Source organism: Acidovorax sp. NPDC077693 (assembly GCF_044542805.1).
In the GTDB taxonomy this organism is placed as follows: Bacteria; Pseudomonadota; Gammaproteobacteria; order Burkholderiales; family Burkholderiaceae_C; genus Acidovorax.
The window spans coordinates 123,739-141,026 of record NZ_JBITVD010000009.1 but is presented as its reverse complement, the minus strand read 5'-3'; the positions used below and the strand labels follow the sequence as shown (position 1 = coordinate 141,026).

General features: G+C 66.5%; 18 protein-coding genes and 1 tRNA gene. 5 read left to right on the top strand and 14 right to left on the bottom strand.

The window, feature by feature from the left end; translation table 11 throughout:
• Nucleotides 1-110: 110 nt before the first annotated feature.
• On the top strand, nucleotides 111-1,289 hold the full coding sequence (locus ACIGHN_RS14420) for a rhodanese-like domain-containing protein (protein ID WP_082486049.1): 1,179 nt from the start codon (nucleotides 111-113) through the stop codon (nucleotides 1,287-1,289).
• A 171-nt stretch (nucleotides 1,290-1,460) separates the two neighbouring features.
• Nucleotides 1,461-2,783, top strand: coding sequence for a hemolysin family protein (locus ACIGHN_RS14415; RefSeq protein ID WP_056420272.1), 1,323 nt, complete (start codon nucleotides 1,461-1,463; stop codon nucleotides 2,781-2,783).
• Nucleotides 2,784-2,874: 91 nt separating this feature from the next.
• Here the strand turns inward: ACIGHN_RS14415 and ACIGHN_RS14410 are convergent, their stop codons facing one another.
• The 6 genes from ACIGHN_RS14410 to ACIGHN_RS14385 form a co-directional block, all read right to left on the bottom strand.
• Nucleotides 2,875-4,191: an FIST N-terminal domain-containing protein gene (locus tag ACIGHN_RS14410; RefSeq protein ID WP_056420622.1), complete on the bottom strand. Its 1,317-nt coding sequence runs from the start codon at nucleotides 4,189-4,191 to the stop codon at nucleotides 2,875-2,877.
• 65 nt (nucleotides 4,192-4,256) lie between these two features.
• Nucleotides 4,257-5,141, bottom strand: a complete 885-nt coding sequence (locus ACIGHN_RS14405) for a PhaM family polyhydroxyalkanoate granule multifunctional regulatory protein (protein WP_396504940.1) — start codon at nucleotides 5,139-5,141, stop codon at nucleotides 4,257-4,259.
• A 169-nt stretch (nucleotides 5,142-5,310) separates the two neighbouring features.
• Nucleotides 5,311-5,805: a copper chaperone PCu(A)C gene (locus tag ACIGHN_RS14400; RefSeq protein ID WP_056420278.1), complete on the bottom strand. Its 495-nt coding sequence runs from the start codon at nucleotides 5,803-5,805 to the stop codon at nucleotides 5,311-5,313.
• Nucleotides 5,806-5,906: 101 nt separating this feature from the next.
• Nucleotides 5,907-6,452 carry a YcnI family protein gene (locus tag ACIGHN_RS14395; RefSeq protein WP_396504939.1) on the bottom strand — a complete coding sequence of 182 codons (546 nt, stop codon included), beginning with the start codon at nucleotides 6,450-6,452 and terminating at the stop codon, nucleotides 5,907-5,909.
• A 33-nt stretch (nucleotides 6,453-6,485) separates the two neighbouring features.
• Nucleotides 6,486-8,798, bottom strand: coding sequence for a TonB-dependent receptor (locus tag ACIGHN_RS14390; RefSeq protein ID WP_396504938.1), 2,313 nt, complete (start codon nucleotides 8,796-8,798; stop codon nucleotides 6,486-6,488).
• A 79-nt stretch (nucleotides 8,799-8,877) separates the two neighbouring features.
• The gene (locus ACIGHN_RS14385) at nucleotides 8,878-9,246 is read right to left on the bottom strand and encodes a DUF2946 family protein (protein ID WP_200912461.1); all 369 of its coding nucleotides are present in this window, start codon (nucleotides 9,244-9,246) and stop codon (nucleotides 8,878-8,880) included.
• A gap of 143 nt (nucleotides 9,247-9,389) precedes the next feature.
• On the opposite strand from ACIGHN_RS14385, the gene ACIGHN_RS14380 reads away from it, so the two are divergent.
• Nucleotides 9,390-10,028 (top strand): glutathione S-transferase, encoded by a 639-nt coding sequence (locus tag ACIGHN_RS14380; RefSeq protein ID WP_056420627.1) that lies wholly within the window; start codon nucleotides 9,390-9,392, stop codon nucleotides 10,026-10,028.
• Nucleotides 10,029-10,199: 171 nt separating this feature from the next.
• Here the strand turns inward: ACIGHN_RS14380 and ACIGHN_RS14375 are convergent, their stop codons facing one another.
• On the bottom strand, nucleotides 10,200-11,009 hold the full coding sequence (locus ACIGHN_RS14375; RefSeq protein ID WP_396504937.1) for an enoyl-CoA hydratase/isomerase family protein: 810 nt from the start codon (nucleotides 11,007-11,009) through the stop codon (nucleotides 10,200-10,202).
• Between the two features lie 205 nt (nucleotides 11,010-11,214).
• On the opposite strand from ACIGHN_RS14375, the gene ACIGHN_RS14370 reads away from it, so the two are divergent.
• Nucleotides 11,215-11,628, top strand: a complete 414-nt coding sequence (locus ACIGHN_RS14370) for a VOC family protein (protein ID WP_396504936.1) — start codon at nucleotides 11,215-11,217, stop codon at nucleotides 11,626-11,628.
• Nucleotides 11,629-11,964: 336 nt separating this feature from the next.
• On the opposite strand, the gene ACIGHN_RS14365 is transcribed toward ACIGHN_RS14370, so the two are convergent.
• Nucleotides 11,965-12,516 (bottom strand): Rrf2 family transcriptional regulator, encoded by a 552-nt coding sequence (locus ACIGHN_RS14365; RefSeq protein WP_396504935.1) that lies wholly within the window; start codon nucleotides 12,514-12,516, stop codon nucleotides 11,965-11,967.
• Between the two features lie 149 nt (nucleotides 12,517-12,665).
• Here ACIGHN_RS14365 and nhaR point away from each other — a divergent pair, with 149 nt between their 5' ends.
• On the top strand, nucleotides 12,666-13,562 hold the full coding sequence (gene nhaR, locus ACIGHN_RS14360) for a transcriptional activator NhaR (RefSeq protein ID WP_396504934.1): 897 nt from the start codon (nucleotides 12,666-12,668) through the stop codon (nucleotides 13,560-13,562).
• A 386-nt stretch (nucleotides 13,563-13,948) separates the two neighbouring features.
• Here the strand turns inward: nhaR and ACIGHN_RS14355 are convergent.
• The 6 genes from ACIGHN_RS14355 to rpsM form a co-directional block, all read right to left on the bottom strand.
• Nucleotides 13,949-14,025: transfer RNA gene (locus tag ACIGHN_RS14355), tRNA-Met, on the bottom strand.
• Between the two features lie 22 nt (nucleotides 14,026-14,047).
• Nucleotides 14,048-14,440 (bottom strand): 50S ribosomal protein L17, encoded by a 393-nt coding sequence (gene rplQ / locus ACIGHN_RS14350; RefSeq protein ID WP_056420297.1) that lies wholly within the window; start codon nucleotides 14,438-14,440, stop codon nucleotides 14,048-14,050.
• Nucleotides 14,441-14,627: 187 nt separating this feature from the next.
• Nucleotides 14,628-15,620: a DNA-directed RNA polymerase subunit alpha gene (locus ACIGHN_RS14345; protein WP_056420300.1), complete on the bottom strand. Its 993-nt coding sequence runs from the start codon at nucleotides 15,618-15,620 to the stop codon at nucleotides 14,628-14,630.
• Nucleotides 15,621-15,733: 113 nt separating this feature from the next.
• Nucleotides 15,734-16,357, bottom strand: coding sequence for a 30S ribosomal protein S4 (rpsD, locus tag ACIGHN_RS14340; RefSeq protein ID WP_056420303.1), 624 nt, complete (start codon nucleotides 16,355-16,357; stop codon nucleotides 15,734-15,736).
• 90 nt (nucleotides 16,358-16,447) lie between these two features.
• Nucleotides 16,448-16,852: a 30S ribosomal protein S11 gene (rpsK, locus tag ACIGHN_RS14335; protein WP_005793662.1), complete on the bottom strand. Its 405-nt coding sequence runs from the start codon at nucleotides 16,850-16,852 to the stop codon at nucleotides 16,448-16,450.
• A gap of 18 nt (nucleotides 16,853-16,870) precedes the next feature.
• Nucleotides 16,871-17,236: a 30S ribosomal protein S13 gene (gene rpsM / locus ACIGHN_RS14330; RefSeq protein ID WP_396504933.1), complete on the bottom strand. Its 366-nt coding sequence runs from the start codon at nucleotides 17,234-17,236 to the stop codon at nucleotides 16,871-16,873.
• Nucleotides 17,237-17,288 lie beyond the last annotated feature (52 nt).

The window sequence follows — 17,288 nt, the reverse complement described above, 5'->3', positions numbered from 1 at the left end:
CCATCCGATACATTGTCAAAAGATGTAATAGTAATAAGCATATGGAAACATTCGTGCATCCCGAGATGGCCTGAGGCATATTGGCCTTTCCAAGGAAAGGAGAGGGCGCCATGAACCACGGGCGAAGATCGATCGGGACCAGCAAGCTCTGTGCGGCCTGGCTGCTGGCCACCGCTGCATTCGGCGCCCAGGCGCAGCTCACGGCACTGGTGGCCGTGGAGCCCACCGCCAAGAAGGCGGCGAACACCATCCTGCGCAGCGCGGCCGAGTCCGGGCTGGCCAAGGCCGCCGGCCAGGCCGTCACGGTGACCACCAGCGAAGACCTGTCCGATGTGATGCGCGCCACGCGCAGTGCGGGCTTCGACATCTTCATCGGGCCGCCCCAGGTGGCCGCGTCGGCGCTGCAGCGCGGCTACGAGCTGGTGGGTGCCACGCAAAAATCCGACAAGTACCTGCTGGTGGGCGTGCAGCAGGTCGACGCCGTGGCGGCCATGAAGGGCCGCCGCCTGTACCTGCCGCAGCAGGACTCGGTCTACACCTACATGGCGCGCGGCATGCTCAACGAGGCCGGGCTGTCGTTCCAGGACCTGCGCAGCGTGCAGTACGAAAAATTCCCCCAGGCGGGCCTGACCGCGCTGACCCTGGGCTCTGCCGACGCGACCGTGGTGCGCGAGGACGAATGGGCCGAATGGTCGGCCGCCCACCCCAAGACGGCCCGCGTGCTCGCCACCTCGCAGCCGGTGCCCGGCGGATTCTCGGTGGTCGTGAAGAAGGACCTGCCCGCCGAGACGCGCAACAAGCTGGCGCAGTGGTTCGGCACCTCGTCCACCACCGCAGGCCTGCCGGCCGTGGCGGTGCGGCCCGAGGGCACCGAATACAAGCGCCTGGCCGAGCTGGGCCTGTTCACCCCCAGCAGCCTGCCGGGCGTGAACCGCGTGAGCGCCAAGGAGGCGCGCGACCTGCTGGCGCGCGGTGCCACGCTGGTCGACACCCGCACCGAAAAGGAATACAAGGCCAAGCGCATCCGCGGCGCAGTGTTTGCAGCCTATGTGGAAAAAAGCCTCAAGGATGTGGCCTTCAACGCCGCGCAGGACGACTTTGCCGCACTGGACAAGGTCCCGCAGCTGGACAAGGGCAAACCGGTGATCTTTGCCTGCAACGGCGCCGAGTGCTGGAAGTCGTACAAGGCCGCCAAGGTGGCGGCGGGCAAGGGCTTCACCTCGGTGTACTGGCTGCGCGGCGGCCTGCCGGAGTGGGATGAAAACGGGCTGCCCACCGAGGGCGGCTAGCCCCGGCGCAGCGCCTCGAGCCCTTGGCTGCGAGCCGCTGCACCGGCGCCGGCACACCAAGCACCGGGCCAATTCCCCACGGCCCTGCCCCACCATCTCCGGGGTGTCACCGGTTGTGTCCCTACAATCGTCAGCTTCTCAACACCCAAGGGCGCGCAAGGCGCCCTTTGTATGGAAATAGCAATACTGTTCGCCCTCATCTTTCTCAACGGCCTGTTTGCCATGTCGGAGATCGCCCTGGTCACCGCACGCAAGGCCCGGCTGCAAAAGCTGATAGACGAGGGCGATAGCGGCGCCGCCGCCGCCGTGAAGCTGGGTGAAGACCCCACGCGTTTTCTCTCCACCATCCAGATCGGCATCACGTCCATCGGCGTGCTCAACGGTATCGTGGGCGAGGCCGCGCTGGCCGCGCCGCTGGCGTCGTGGCTGTATTCGCTGGGCATGCCCCAGCCCTACGGCAACTATGCCGCCACCGGCCTGGTGGTGGTGCTGATCACGTACTTCTCGATCGTGGTGGGTGAACTGGTGCCCAAGCGCATCGGCCAGTCTTACCCCGAGACCTTTGCCCGCCTGGTGGCGCGGCCCATCAACTTCCTGGCGCTGGCGACCAAGCCGTTCGTGTTGCTGCTGTCCACGTCCACGCGCACGCTGCTGCGCCTGTTGGGCGTGAAGGAAACCAGCGGCAGCCCGGTGACCGAGGAAGAGATCCACGCCATGCTGGTGGAAGGCACGACGGCCGGTGTGATCGAGTCGCACGAGCACACCATGGTGCGCAACGTGTTCCGGCTGGACGACCGCCAGATCGGCTCGCTGATGCTGCCGCGCGGCGATGTGGTGTGCCTGGACATCGAAGCGACGTTCGAGGAGAACTTGGCGCGCATCGAGGAATCGGACCACGCGCGCTTCCCGGTGGTGCGTGGCGGCATGGACAACATCGTGGGCGTGATCAACGCGCGCCAGTGGCTGTCGCGCGCGCTGCGCGACCGCCAGCAGAGCCTGGCCGACCAGCCGCTGCAGACGGCGCTGTACGTGCCCGAGACCATCACCGGCATGGAGCTGCTGGACAACTTCCGGCTGCAGGACGTGCACATGGCGTTCGTGATCGACGAGTACGGCGAGGTGCAGGGCATCGTCACGCTGCAGGACCTGATCGAGGCCATCACCGGCGAGTTCCAGCCGCGCGACCCGGAAACGTCCTGGGCGCTGCAGCGCGACGACGGCAGCTGGCTGCTGGACGGCCACATCCCCGTGCCCGAGCTCAAGGACCGCCTGAACCTGGACACCGTGCCCGAAGAAGAGCGCGGCCGCTACCACACGCTGAGCGGCATGATCATGCTGCTCACGGGCCGCCTGCCCAAGGTGACCGACACGGTGCAGTGGGAGAACTGGAAGCTCGAGGTGGTGGACATGGACGGCAAGACCATCGACAAGATCCTGGCCACCAAGCTCACCGACGAAGAGCGGGACGAACCCGAAGGCCTGCCGGCGGGTTGATGCGCCGCAGCGCGTAGCCATGGCGAAGGCGACCCGAGGGTCGCCTTTTTCTTTGGGGCCTGCGGAGCCTGCGCCCGGCGTGCCTTCCGCCCTAGTCCCCCACGAACACCGTCAGCACGCCGGTGTAGCCATACAGGTGGTGGTGCGCGATCTCGCCGCCGGCAAAAAAGCCCACCAGCGGCACGTCGCCCAGCGCGTGGCGCACGATCTGCAGCTCGGCGCTGGGCCCGCCGAAATGCGGACCGCCGCGGCCCGAGCAGCTCACGTAGACGGCGCCGCAGATGCGCTGGCCGGGCTTGGGCGCCGGGCCCGTGGCCGCGCTGGGCGCCAGCGACGCGGGCTGCGTGTCGCTGTCGGCGTCCGACACCACGTGCAGCGGCTCCAGTTCCTCGGGCTCCAGCTCTTCGCGGATCTCGGCGCAGATGCGCATGAGGTCGGCGCGGGCGGCGGCCACATTGCGCTGGCAGAACGCCAGGTGCATGCCCGTCTCCACGCGGTCGGCCAGGGCCACGCCCCGGCGCGAGCCGTCGAGCCCCACGATGTGGCGCACGCGCGTGTCGGTGCCGAAGTGGCCCGTGCGGCGCTGGCCCTGCGGCTGCTCGCCCGCATTGACCAGGCCGGCCAGCGTGGCGCGCACCTTGCGCAGCGCGGGCTGCGGGTCGCCCTCCAGAGAGACTTCCAGCGTGTCCAGCAGCACGTCGAGCGCGGGCTCGCCGTCGAGCTCGAGCACCACGTTCTCCTGCGCAGCAGTGACCGCGCGCAGCGCACCCACCGGCTGGCAGCCCTGGGTGACGCGCGAGACCAGCGCCACGCCGGGCCCGAAGGCCACGCCCGACAAGCCGCCGTCGAACACGCCCGTGGCCGCGCCCTGCCCCGCCAGGTTGCCGTTGCCGCCGACCGCGAACTGCACGCTGGCGCTGCGGCTGGCAGTCAGCCCGCCAAAGAGGTAGCCCGTGTCGGTGCGCTCGGCCACCTCGTGGATCAGCTCGGCCAGCTCGGGCGTGTGGCCGTCGGCGTGGACCAGGGCCGTGTGCGCGGTGAATCCGCCGGCCGCATGCGGCGGGTGCGTGGGCAGGGGCGCCACGCCCGAGAACACGCGGTACTGGTCTGCCGGCACGTCCAGCAGCATGACCGACAGCGCAGGCTCGTCGAAGTATTCGGCGTTGTTGGCCGACACGCCCACGCCCACCGTGCCGCTCCAGTCGGTGACCTCGGGCAGCTCGCCGCTCAGGTAGTCGAGCAGCGCCTGCGCCTCGTCGGCGTAGTGGTCGGTGATGTACAGCAGGCCCAGCGTGGGCGCTGGCGCGTAGCCGGGCAGCGCCATCTGGGCGCGCAGCTGGGCCAGCACCAGCGCGGCGGCCATGCGCCACTGCGGGTGTGTGGCATGGCCGGAGGGAAATAGTTTCATCATGGTCTCTCTGGGGGCAGGCCAGCCGGCGAGCGGGTTCGTTGCACCCGCCGCGCCCGGCCCCGTCAGCCCGCGCGCTTGCGCGGCGAGGCGCTGGCGCGGGCGGTGGATTTCTTGGCGGCGGGCTTGGCAGCGGCCTTGCGGGGTGCGGGCTTCTTGGCAGCAGCCGGCGCGGCTTTCTTGGCGGCGCTGGACGCGGGGGCGCGCTTGCCAGTGCCCTGCACCGTCTGCATGCCCTTGGCGGCGAACTGGCTGGCCATGCCGGAGGCCGTCTTGAACGCCTCCTTGGCCAGGCCGGTGGCCATGTTCTTGGTGGTGTCGATGGCGGTCTGCTTGGCCGCATCCTTCATCGCGTTGGTGGCGATCTGCTGGAACTGGCTGGTGAGCGCGCCCCACCATTGCATGGGGTCGACCACATTGGGCTCGGCGCTTGCGGCCTTGGCTTTGTCAGCCTTGCCAGCCTTGGACTTGGAGGCCGCGGCGGGGGCGTCGTCTTCCTCTTGGGCTTCTTCGGCGTCATCGGCCTGCGCTTCGGCAGCACGGCTGGCCACGCGGGCTGCGGCACCTACCACGGCGTCGGCTGCGCCGCTCACGGTGCCGGCGGCCTTCTGCACGCCGCTCATCACGGTGTCGGCGGTCTTGAGCTTGAAGGCATTGGCCACGTCGCCCATGCTGAAGTTCATGCCCTTGAGCGTGGCCAGGGTCATCTTCTGCACTTCCAGCGCCTGGATGGTGGCGGCCAGCGCGCGCGAGTTCTGCTCCAGCCAGAACTGCACCGCCTTGAGTTCATCGATGCGCTTTTCCAGCTCTTCCACGCTGATGGTGGGGGCCACCCAGTTGGAGAGGTTGGGCAGTTGGGGAATGCTGCTCGACGCGCCCTTGGCCAGGCTTTGCAGAAAGTCGAAACCGGGGACGAATTTGCCGAAACCGAAGTTGGATGTGTCGCTCATGGCCGCTCCGCAAGAGGTGGGGACTGGGTGATTCTGTGGTGGAGGCACAGCTTACTCCAATGCCTGCCCTGCGGGCGTACGGTCTTTTCCGGGTGGCGCGCCGGGCTATCGCGCCGCGTGCGCGGCCTGAAGCCGCCACACGATGGGCGGCCGCGGTGCGTTGCGCCGGTCAGTGCTTGTGCCCGTGTGCCGCAGGCGCGGCGCCCGGTGCCGACGTGCCCACGGGCACGCTCAGGTTCAGCTGGCTTTCAGCGCCCTTGGCGTCCTGGAACACCAGGGTGATGGGCACGGTGCTGTCCTTGGCCAGCGGGGCCTTCAGGTCGAGCAGCATGACGTGGTAGCCGCCGGGCTTGAGCTCCACCGTCTTGCCTGCGGGCAGGTCGAGCGACGGGACGGCGCGCATCTTCATCACGTCGCCCTCCATCTTCATCTCGTGCACTTCGGTCACGCCCGCGGCCGGCGACTCGGCGCGCACCAGGCGGGCGCCGTCCTTGGCGGTCAGCTGCATGAAGGCGCCGGTGCCCTTTTGGCCCTGCACGCTGGCGCGGGCCCAGGCACCCTCGACCTTGACGGCGGCAGCGGTCTGCGCCCAGGCATGGGCGCCAGCGAGCGTGGCAGCCAGGATGCAGGCGCGGGCGGCGGTGTGAAAGCGTGTGGATGTCATGGTGTGTTGTCCTTCAGTTCAGAAAAGGTGCAGCGCCACGCACGGTGCGGCGTGGCAAGAAAAGAGATAGCTAGAGGCAAAGATGAGGAACGCGGCCACTGTCAGTGATTGTGGCCACCCGCGCTGCCGCCGGGAAGAATCTCCAGTGCGGCCGCAGGGGACTTCAGGTCCGACAGCTTCTGGCCGGGCTTTGGCACCTCGGTCCAGTCGCTGCGGCCTTCGGTGCAGACCTGGCGCACGGGCCAGTACACGGTGCCCGCCTGCTCGGGCGTGGTGGCGACCAGCACGAACTCGTCGTAGTGCGCGCTTGGCAGCACGTCGTCCGGCGTCTTGGCGGTCCAGGTGATGCGCACCACGTCTTCGGTGACGCTGCGGCCGTGGCTGGTGTAGGGCTGGGCCAGCTTGTCGCGCTGCACGTCCAGCGCCCAGCCCGGCTTGGGCATGGGCCGCGCGCTGCGCATGCCGGCCGGAATGTCCACCACGATCTGCCGCGTGGGCGCCGCGCCGCAGCCATGGCCCACCTTGAAGGTCGCCTTGTAGCTGCTGGCGGCCGGGGCCACCTGGTATTCGAGCACCACGTGGGCGGATGCAGGCGCAAAAAGGGCGCTACCGCTGATCCATAAAGCGCCAGCAGCTATCTTTTTCATAGTATTCACATTCATTTCCGTAACCTTTCTTTCTCAGGGGGTGACCTTCAGTTCAGCCATGTACGTCCGCTGCGGATATGGATGGAAATTCCAGTAGCGGTAGTTGTTGAGGTTGTCGATGCCCACCGCCACGCTCACCTGCTGGCTGACCTGGTAGCGCACGCGCACATCGGTGGTGAAGTAGCGGCTCGTGCCCTGGTAGGCAAAGCCGTTGGTGTCGGTGTTGTCCAGCGTGCCGTACTGCTTGCCGCTGTAGCGCGCGCCCAGGGTGTAGGACCAGGTGGCGTCCGGCCGGTAGGTGGCCACGGCACTGGCGCGCCACGCGGGGATGCGCGGTTGCCACTTGCCGACGCTGGCCGGGAACTTGTCGTTGCGGGTGATCTTCGAGTCGGTCCAGGTCAGGCTGCTGCCGATGTCCAGCCCGCGCACGAACACGTTGGCGGCCTGGTAGGACGCTTCCAGGCCTTTGGTGCGGATGGCGTCCACGTTCTGCACGTTGGTCACGTTGGGGGTGACGAGCACGTTGGTCTGCGAGTACAGCGCGTCGCGCGTGCGCTCGAAGAACGCGGTGAGGCGCAGCAGGCCCTCGCCGCCCCAGCCGGCCAGGTCGCGCTCGGCGGTCAGCTCGGTGGTCCAGGACTTTTCGGGCCTGAGGTTCGGGTCGTTGTTGACCAGCACCCCGCTGCCGCTGATGCCGCCCTGGTAGAGCTCGGACACCGTGGGCATGCGCACCGCGCGGCCGGTGGAGGCCTTGAGCACCCACTGCGCGCTGGCCTGGTAGGCCACGGCGGCCTTGGGCGAGAGGTAGTTCTCGGTGCGCTCGGGGTGGCCCAGCACCGTGCTGGCATTGGCCGTCTGCCCGTGGCTGGCGCTCCAGCGCTCGGCGCGCGCGCCCAGCACGGCCTTCCACCGGGGCGCGATCTTCCAGGTGTCCTGCGCCCACAGGCCGATCAGCTGCGTGTCGCCGTTGAACGCCTGGTTGCGCGCACCGGCGGTGCCGCTGATCCAGTCCGTGGTCGCGTTCTCGACGCTGCGCAGCTGGTAGCTGTCGCGCTGCAGGCCGAAGTCCACGATGTGCGCGCCCTGCACGCCGTCGGGCCGCCACGTGCCCTTGGCGGCCAGCGTGGTCCAGCCGGTGCCCTTGCCGTCGACGATGCGGCCCGCGCCGCCTTTCAGTGCGGCGGGCAGGGCCACGGTGGCTGCGCGCAGCGTGTCCTGGTGGTAGTCGTAGCGGCTGGCGGCGACCTCCCAGTCGAACACGCCCTGCGTGCGGCTCTTGACCGACAGGCCGTGCATGAAGTGCGTGAGCGCCTCGTTGGACACGTTGAAGTCGGTCGGCATGAGCATGAACGAGCGGCCGTTGATGTTCACGCTGCCGCTGTAGACCGCGTTGCCGCCTGCATCGCGCAGGTAGCTGGCGGGGCGGCCTTCGGACTCGTTGTGCCACCAGCCGAAGGTGTAGGCCGCGCGCACCGTGGGCGAGAGGTCGTAGGCGAGCTTGGCCTTGATGTGGTCCTGCTGCGTGCGGTACTGCGTGGCGGTGCCCAGCAGGTACCACGGCTGGTTGCTGCGGTTGTTGCCCGATACGGCGCCGGTGACCGGTGTGCCCGCATTGCCCGGCGCGCCTGCAGAGACCAGGCGCGTGGGGAAGGTGAGCGGCTGGCCTTCGCTGTCGGTCTTGCTGAAGTTGAGGAACCACGACCAGTCGCCGTTCTTGTTGCCCACCGAGGCACTGGCCTGCTGGCCGCCGTAGCTGGCACTGGTGTTGTACAGGTCGAACGGCTGGTGCTGCACGCTGACCTTGCCGTGCGCCTCGAACCGGGTGGGCATGCGGGTCACGTAGTCCACCACCGCGCCCACCGAGTTGCCGGCATACGCGGCGGAAAACGGGCCGTAGAGCACGTCCACGCGCTCGATCTCCTCGGGCGTGACCAGCATCCAGCGCGGCGCGTTGGTGGGGCCGTTGCCCAGGTAGTTGCTGAGCAGGATGCCGTCGGCAAACACCATCGACCGCGCCGGGTTGCCCGTGCCCGAGGCGCGCGTGGACAGCACGGCGTGGTTGTAGTCGCCGATGTAGCGCTTGCGCACCAGCAGGCTGGGCAGGTACTTGAGCGCGTCTTCGCTGTCGGTGGCGTTGATCGAATGCTCGATCTGCTCGCGCGTCACGCCTTCGATGGTGGTGGGGATCTGCGTGGGCAGCGAAGTGGGCTGGCCGCCGGTGATGGTGACGACGCCCAACTCCTTGACGGGCGCGCCGTCGGCGGCCTGGGCCTGCGCGGGCGCAGCCCCGAACAGGGCGAGAGGAAAGGCACCGGCCACGGCCAGCACCCTGCGGCTTTTGCGCATGGAAACTCCTGAAATACAAGCCAAAAAGGCTGCTACCGCTTGATGGACAAGCGCCAGCAGCTATTGAATCAATAGCAAATCAGGAGAATGCAGGCGGCCCGCGCGGCGGCAGCGGCGCGGCGGTGCGCGCAGCGATGTGCGCGGCGGGGATGGGGCGCAGGGCGTGCGCCAGAGGATGAACGACCGGCAGCGGGGCCTGCGTGGCGGGCGGCGGTGCACCGACATGGGCGCACAGCGGGCAGTCGAGCGCGTGGCTCGTCACTTCCTGCACGCCGTCGTCGGTCTTGACCAGCAGCTTGATCGCGCCCGAGCCCGAGCAGATCAGCTCCATGGCCTGCGGGCTGACCAGCGGCGACGCCACCGCCACCCCGATGGACACCACAAACCACGCCAGCACACAGCGGGCGAGCCAGCGAAGGCTGCGGAGGGTTTGCAGGGACGGCACCATGGAGGCCCGATTGTAGATGCCGCACCTGCCGCGGCCTTGACGGGGGTCATCTGGGCGACGGGCGCCCTGGCGGGCGGGGCCTACGATCCGGCCTGGCGCCTGCCTGCACCGCCCCTTTCAACGACAACAACGGAGACACCACCATGCTCACGCTCTGCGGCTTTTCGGCCAGCAACTACTACAACAAGGTCAAACTCGCCCTGCTCGAAAAAGGCCTGCCCTTCACCGAGGAGCTGGCCTGGGTCGGCGAGACCGACCGCAGCGCATCGCCCCTGGGCAAGGTGCCCTACCTGCGCACGCCGCACGGCACGCTGTGCGAATCGGCGGTGATCGCAGACTACATCGAGTCGGCCCACCCCGAACACCCGCTGATCCCGGCCGACCCGCTGGCCGCTGCCAAGGTGCGCGAGCTGATCACCTTTCTGGAGCTGCACCTGGAGCTGGTGGCGCGCAACCTGTATCCGCAGGCTTTTTTCGGCGGCACGGTGAGCGAGGCCGCGCGCGAAAAGGTCGGTGCGCAGCTCACGAAGAACATCGCCGCGTTTGCCCAACTGGCCCAGTTCAGCCCCTACGTGGGCGGCGACACCTTCACCCTGGCCGACTGCGCCGCCATCGTGCACCTGCCGCTGGTGAGCTCGGCCACCAAGATCATCTACGGCCGCGACTACCTGGCCGACCTGCCGGTGCGCGAGTACCTCACCCGCATGGCCGAGCGCCCGCACGTGCAGCGCGTCAACGCCGATCGCAAGACCAACACGGCGGAGATGCTCGCGAGGAAGTGAAGCCCCCTGAGCCGCTGCGCGGCTTCCCCCCGAGGGGGACGCCACCGATGGCCCGGCAAAGCCGGCTCCACGGTGGCACTGCATGGGGTGCGCCAGTCTCACGGGGCCCGCGCAATGGGGCGGACGGGACGGCAGGGGCGCGGGCACCGGGCGCCGCGCGCAGCTGGTGGGTCAGAACTTGGGAGCGCGCTTTTCGCGCAGGGCAGTGACGCCTTCGCGGGCGTCGGGGCCGCCGAAGCCCATGAACTCCAGGGCCAGCGAGGTTTCGAACATCGGGCCCGCCTGGCGCAGCCACTGGTTGAGCGCGTGCTTGGTCCAGCGGATGGCGGTCTGCGAGCCCGCGGCCAGGCGGCCGGCCACCTCGTAGGCGCGCGGCAGCAGGTCGGGCTCGTCCACGGCCAGCGAGACGAGGCCGATGCGCTCGGCCTCCTCGCCGCTCACCGGGTCGCACAGCAGCAGGTAGTACTTGGCCTTGGCCATGCTGCACAGCAGGGGCCACACGATGGCCGCATGGTCGCCGGCCGCCACGCCCAGGCGGGTGTGGCCGTCCACGATCTTCGCGCCCTTGGCCGCGATGGAGATATCGGCCAGCAGGCCTGCCACCAGGCCCGCGCCCACGGCAGGCCCGTGGATGGCCGAGACGATGGGCTTGTCGCAGTGCACGATGTTGTAGACGAGGTCGCGCGCCTCCTTCCAGATGCGGCAGCGCACCCCGAAGTCCTCGGTCATGTCCTGCACCATGGCCAGGTCGCCGCCGCCCGAAAAGCCCGCGCCCTCGCCACGCAAAACCGCGCAGCGCACGCTGTCGTCGTCGTTCACATCGCGCCAGATCTCGCACAGCTCCCGGTGGCCCACATGCCCTGCGGTGGGCAGCTTGCCATTGAGCGCACGCATTTGAATGTCCAGCACGGCGCCGTCCTGGCCGCGGCGCGTGATGCGCAGGGTTTCATAACGCTGATAGTCGGGCGATGCGTTGGGCATGGCAGTGGGCGCAGCAAAGTGCGGTGGGGAAGATGGAGCATTGTGGCGTGGTGGCATGCCGTGGCACGCGGTGGGTCGCAGGAGGCGAACTGCGGTGCCCCGCGCAGGCCCGGACCAGTTGGGGCGCCGAGAAGCAGCCGGATCAGGCCGTGCCGGTGCGCCGCTGTGTCCGCTCCCTGTGCTGCCGCGCTGCTATCCTGCCGTCATGCGCAGCCTTTTTCATCTTGCTTTTCACGTCACCGACCTCGACGCCGCACGCCGCTTTTACGGTGGTGTGCTGGGGTGCCAGGAAGGCCGAAGCACCGACACCTGGGTGGACTTCGATTTCTTCGGGCACCAGATCTCCCTGCACCTGGGCGAGCCGTTCACCAGCGCGCGCACCGGCCATGTGGGCGACCACCTGGTGCCCATGCCGCACTTCGGCGCCATCCTTGAGCTGCCCGACTGGCATGCGCTGGCCGGCCGGCTGAAGGCCGCAGGCACCGCCTTCACGTTGGCGCCCCAGGTGCGGTTCGAAGGCCAGCCCGGCGAGCAGTGGACGATGTTCTTTCACGACCCCAGCGGCAATCCCATCGAGATGAAGGGGTTCCGGTCGCTGGACGAGGTCTACGCGGCCTGAGTCGCACGCTGCCCCGGCCGGGAGCGTGCTGCCGGCACGTCCTGCGCGTCAGCGCTCCCAATCCCCTCTTTGCCGCCCGCGCGTCCTTCGCACCGCTCGGCGCTCGTTGGCGCTCGTTGGCGCTTGCTGGCGCTCGCAGGGGCCAGCGCGGGCACCACGCTGCGCACGGCGCGGCACTCCCCAGGGGTACTGCAACTGCCTTCCGGCGGGCACGGCCGTCCCGGCAGCAGCTGCCTGCTGCCTCGACGCCCTGCCAGCCTTGGGGGCCCCTCCCCTGCCCGCATGCCCTGCTGACGGCGCACGCCGTCAGGCTGCATTGCCGACAGGGCCGTGAGGTCAGCGGCGCTGCAGCAGCGGGATGGTCCCGAGCGCGAACACCGAGTTGGGCACACCCACCCGTGCCATCAGCGGGCGCGGCTTGGCACTCAGCTTGGGGCGGGGAGCGGCCGCGGGGGCTGCGGCCTCTTCCGCCACCACACCCTTTTCAATCTGCTGGGCCACCAGGTCCTGCAAGGTCACGGACTGCAGATAGTCCATCACCCGTGCGTTGAAGGTGGACCACAGGTCGCCCGTCATCGACTTCACCTGCGCCGCCTGGCCGGCACCGAGGTTCTGCAGGTCATCGGCCTTGAGGTTCTCGACCGCCAGGATGATCTCGGCCACGGACACCTGGTCGGCGCGCCGGGCCAGCGTGTAGCCGCCACCGGGACCGCGCGTGCTGTCCACCAGCCCCGCGCGGCGCAGGGCGCTGAACAGTTGCTCCAGGTACGACAGCGAGGTGCCCTGGCGGGCGCTGATCGTCGACAGCGCCACCGGGCGAATCTTCTGGCGCAGCGCGAGGTCGGTCATCGCCGACACCGCAAGTTGTCCTCGGGTAGTGATTCGCATCGTTGTACTCCTTGTGTGAACACGACAGTTCCAAGCCGGGCAGTCGCCACGGAATGGGGCCAAGCGTTCAATGTAGACAGTTTGACACTTCGCGTATATTCGTTTTATCGATTCAAATACATCGGTTTTTTCGAAGCATAGGACGCCACATGAACTTCAAGCACCTGCGCTACTTCTGGACGGTGGCCAAGGCGGGCGGTGTGATGCGCGCCGGCGAGCAGCTGCACACCACCCCGCAGACGCTATCGGGGCAGATCAAGCAGCTGGAGGAATGGCTGGGGCACGACCTGTTCCGCAAGCGTGGCCGCGGACTGGAGCTCACCAGCGAAGGGCGCGTGGCGCTGGGCTACGCCGAGCAGATCTTTGCACTGGGCGACGAGCTGGAAAAATCGGTGCGACTGTCCCGCGGCCAGGCCAAGCCGCTGGAGTTTCGGGTGGGCGTGGCCGACTCCATCGCCAAGTCGGTGGCTTATCACCTGCTGGAGCCGGCGCTCGGCATGCCGCAGCAGGTGCACATGACCTGCCAGGAGGGCAAGTTCCCGGAGCTGATCGCCCAGTTGAGCCTGCACAAGCTCGACCTCGTACTGGCCGACGAGCCCGTGTCCAGGAAGATCGGCGTGAAGGCGTTCAACCACCCGCTGGGCACCAGTGGCATGAGCTTTCTGTGCGCCCCCGGGCTGCGTGCTGAGCTGCAGGGCGACTTCCCTCAGTGCCTGCAAGGCGCGCCCATGCTGATCCAGGGCCCCATGTCCTCGGTGCGCCAGCAGCTGGACCACTGGTTCAACAAATACCAGCTGCAGCCGCGCCTGGTGGGCGAGTTCGACGACAGCGCCCTCATGAACGCGTTCGGCCGCGAAGGCCGTGGCGTGTTCACCTCCCCCACCGTGCTGGACGACGAGACCACGGCGCAATTCGGCGTCGAGGTGATCGGCCGATCGAGCGAACTGGTGGAGGAATTCTTTGCGATTTCGGTGGAGCGGCGCATCACGCACCCCTGCGTGGCGGCCATCACCAAGGCGGCGAAGGCAGATCTGTTTGGGAAATGAAATGCTGGTGGGCGCGTCGCTGGGACCCGTACGCAGGTCGGAAACACCGTCTTGGTTAGCTTGGCAGCGCTGCCAAGCTACGGCGCCGTACCGCATGTAGACCACACAAGGTGGCCGCGACGTATCTCAGCGACCCGCGAGGCTGGGTGTGGCTTGCAGGCGCGGCCAACCCAACAATTGACCGCACAGTCAGCCAGTCAGCCAACCAACTACCCAACTACCCGCTACACCGTCAGCCAGGAAGGAATCGCTCAAGCCAGGTCAGCAGCCAGGCACTTCCTGCGCCAACGTTGCGCAGCCAACCGGGCACCGATAGCAAGCCCAAAAACAAAAACGCCCACATTGCTGTGGGCGTTTTGCTTTGACTGACTGAATCAGCCAATATTTGGTTGCGCGAGAAGGATTTGAACCTCCGACCTTTGGGTTATGAGCCCAACGAGCTACCAGACTGCTCCATCGCGCGGTAAGAAATAAATTATACCCTATTATTCAGCTGCTGCCGAATTATTTTCGGTTTCTGCTGCGCGGTCGACCAATTCGACCAGGGCCATGGGCGCATTGTCGCCCACGCGGAAGCCCATCTTCAGAATGCGGGTGTAGCCACCGGGACGCGCATTGAAGCGGGGGCCCAGTTCGTTGAACAGCTTGGTGACGCTGTCACGGTCGCGCAGGCGGTTGAACGCCAGGCGGCGGTTGGCGACGGTGTCGACCTTGGCCAGGGTGATCATGGGCTCGATCACGCGGCGCAGTTCCTTGGCCTTGGGCACCGTGGTCTTGATGGCCTCGTGCTCGATGATCGAGTTCATCATGTTCTGCAGCATCGCAAGGCGGTGCGAGCTGGTGCGATTGAGTTTGCGGAGTCCGTGTCCGTGGCGCATGGTGCTTTCCTTCTACTGTCTATGTAATTAAATCGGGCAGCCGTGTCAGGTACTTCCCGAGGCACTGTTCCCTTTTTGGCAGTTCAGCCGCTTGGCCTCTTGCCTGTCAGGGAACAAAAAGTCCCCCTTGCGGAGGACTTGGAAACCGGGCTCCCCTGTTCGGGGAACCCAGGATTATAGCGGCTGATCAGCGCTTGTCCAGACCGGCTGGTGGCCAGTTCTCAAGCTTCATGCCGAGCGTCAGGCCGCGGGAGGCCAGCACTTCCTTGATTTCGTTCAGCGACTTGCGACCCAGGTTAGGCGTCTTGAGCAGCTCGTTCTCGGTGCGCTGGATCAGGTCACCGATGTAGTAGATGTTCTCGGCCTTCAGGCAGTTGGCAGAACGCACGGTCAGTTCCAGCTCGTCCACAGGGCGCAGCAGGATCGGATCGAACGTGGCATTGCCGCGTGGGCCTGCAGGTGCGTCGAACGCAGCCAGCTCGCCACCTTCCAGCTGTGCGAACACAGCCAGCTGTTCCACCAGGATCTTGGCCGATGCGCGCACTGCGTCTTCGGCAGTGATGGCACCATTGGTTTCGATCTCGACGACCAGCTTGTCCAGGTCGGTACGCTGCTCCACGCGAGCGCTTTCCACGGTGTAGCTCACGCGCTTGACGGGCGAGAACGAAGCATCCAGCACGATGCGGCCGATCGACTTGGTCGACTCGTCCGCATAGCGGCGCAGGCTGCCAGGAACGTAGCCACGGCCCTTTTCCACCTTGATCTGCATGTCCAGCTTGCCGCCTTGCGACAGGTTGGCGATGACATGGTCAGGGTTCACGATTTCGACGTCGTGGGGGGTCTGGATATCACGGGCCGTCACGACGCCCTCGCCGTCCTTGCGCAGGCTCAGCGTGACTTCATCGCGGTTGTGCAGCTTGAACACCACGCCCTTGAGGTTCAAGAGGATGTTGACCACATCTTCCTGAACGCCATCGATGGACGAGTACTCGTGCAGAACGCCTGCAATGGTGACTTCCGTCGCTGCGTAACCCACCATGGACGAGAGCAGGACGCGCCGGATGGCGTTGCCCAGCGTGTGGCCGTAGCCACGCTCGAACGGCTCCAGCGCGACCTTGGCACGGTTGTGGCCAAGCTGCTCGACATTGATAGCCTTGGGTTTCAGCAAATTGGTTTGCATTCAGACTTCCTCTCAATACCCCCAGCTCGTTACACCGGTAAGGCTGGTGAAGCGCCTAAACCGCGATGCCTCGCGGTTCAGGGACGGTTTTCTTGAATTACTGACTCGACCGATTAGCGCGAGTACAACTCAACGATCAGCGATTCGTTGATGTCGGCACCGAACTCATCACGGTCAGGCGCCTTCTTGAAGATGCCTTCTGCCTTGTCGGCATTCACTTCCACCCATGCAGGCATGCCGACTTGGGCAGCCAGTTGCAGGGCTTCGACGATACGCGCTTGCTTCTTGGACTTTTCACGCACGGCCACCACGTCGCCAGCCTTCACGAGGTAGGACGCGATGTTCACGGACTTGCCGTTCACGGTGATCGCCTTGTGGGACACCAGCTGACGCGCTTCAGCGCGGGTCGAGCCGAAACCCATGCGGTACACCACATTGTCCAGACGCGATTCCAGGAGGAACAGCAGGTTGGCGCCGGTGTTGCCCTTCTTGCCGTCAGCGGCTTCGAAGTAGCGGCGGAATTGCTTTTCCAGCACGCCGTACATGCGCTTGACCTTCTGCTTTTCACGCAGTTGCAGGCCGTAGTCGGACGTGCGCGCACCGGAGGTACGGCCGTGCTGACCCGGCTTGGAGTCGAACTTGGACTTGTCGGCGATCGAGCGGCGTGCGCTCTTGAGGAACAGGTCCGTGCCTTCACGGCGGGAGAGTTTGGCCTTGGGGCCGAGGTAACGTGCCACTTGAGCTTCCTTTGTGTCATCTACCGCAAACCATTGCGGGAGCCGCCTGAGGCGCTTGCGCGTTCACAGGCGGCGGTGGGCTTAGAGAGATTAGATACGGCGACGCTTTTGAGGGCGGCAACCGTTGTGGGGCACCGGGGTCACGTCGGAGATCGACGTGATGCGGATGCCCAGTGCGCCCAGAGCGCGCACCGAGGATTCACGGCCAGGACCAGGACCCTTGATTTCGACGTCGAGGTTCTTGATGCCTTGGTCGATGGCAGCGCGGCCGGCCACTTCCGATGCCACCTGGGCAGCGAACGGGGTGGACTTGCGCGAGCCCTTGAAACCTTGGCCACCGGACGATGCCCACGACAGGGCATTGCCCTGGCGATCGGTGATCGTGATGATGGTGTTGTTGAACGAAGCGTGCACGTGGGCAATGCCGTCGGAAACGTTCTTGCGAACCTTCTTGCGGACGCGCTGGGCTGCGTTATTGGCAGGAGACTTAGCCATGATGATCTTTCAATCTCTTTATTTCTTCAGTGCAGCTGCGCCCTTGCGCGGACCCTTGCGGGTGCGGGCATTGGTACGGGTGCGCTGACCACGCATTGGCAGACCGCGGCGGTGGCGGAAGCCACGATAGCAGCCGATGTCCATCAAACGCTTGATGTTCATCGTCGTTTCGCGGCGCAGGTCACCTTCGATGGTGAACTGTTCGATTTGCTCACGAATTTTTTCCAGATCGCTGTCCGTCAGATCTTTGATCTTCTTGGAGTAAGCGATACCAGTTGCTTCGCAGATCTTGCGAGCGCGGGTGCGACCGATACCAAAAATGGAGGTCAAACCGATTTCCGCGTGCTTGTGCGGCGGAATGTTAATGCCAGCGATACGTTCCATATGCGTCCTCTAATACTTTCCAAACAACCTAGGCGCTGCTTGAGACGCAGGT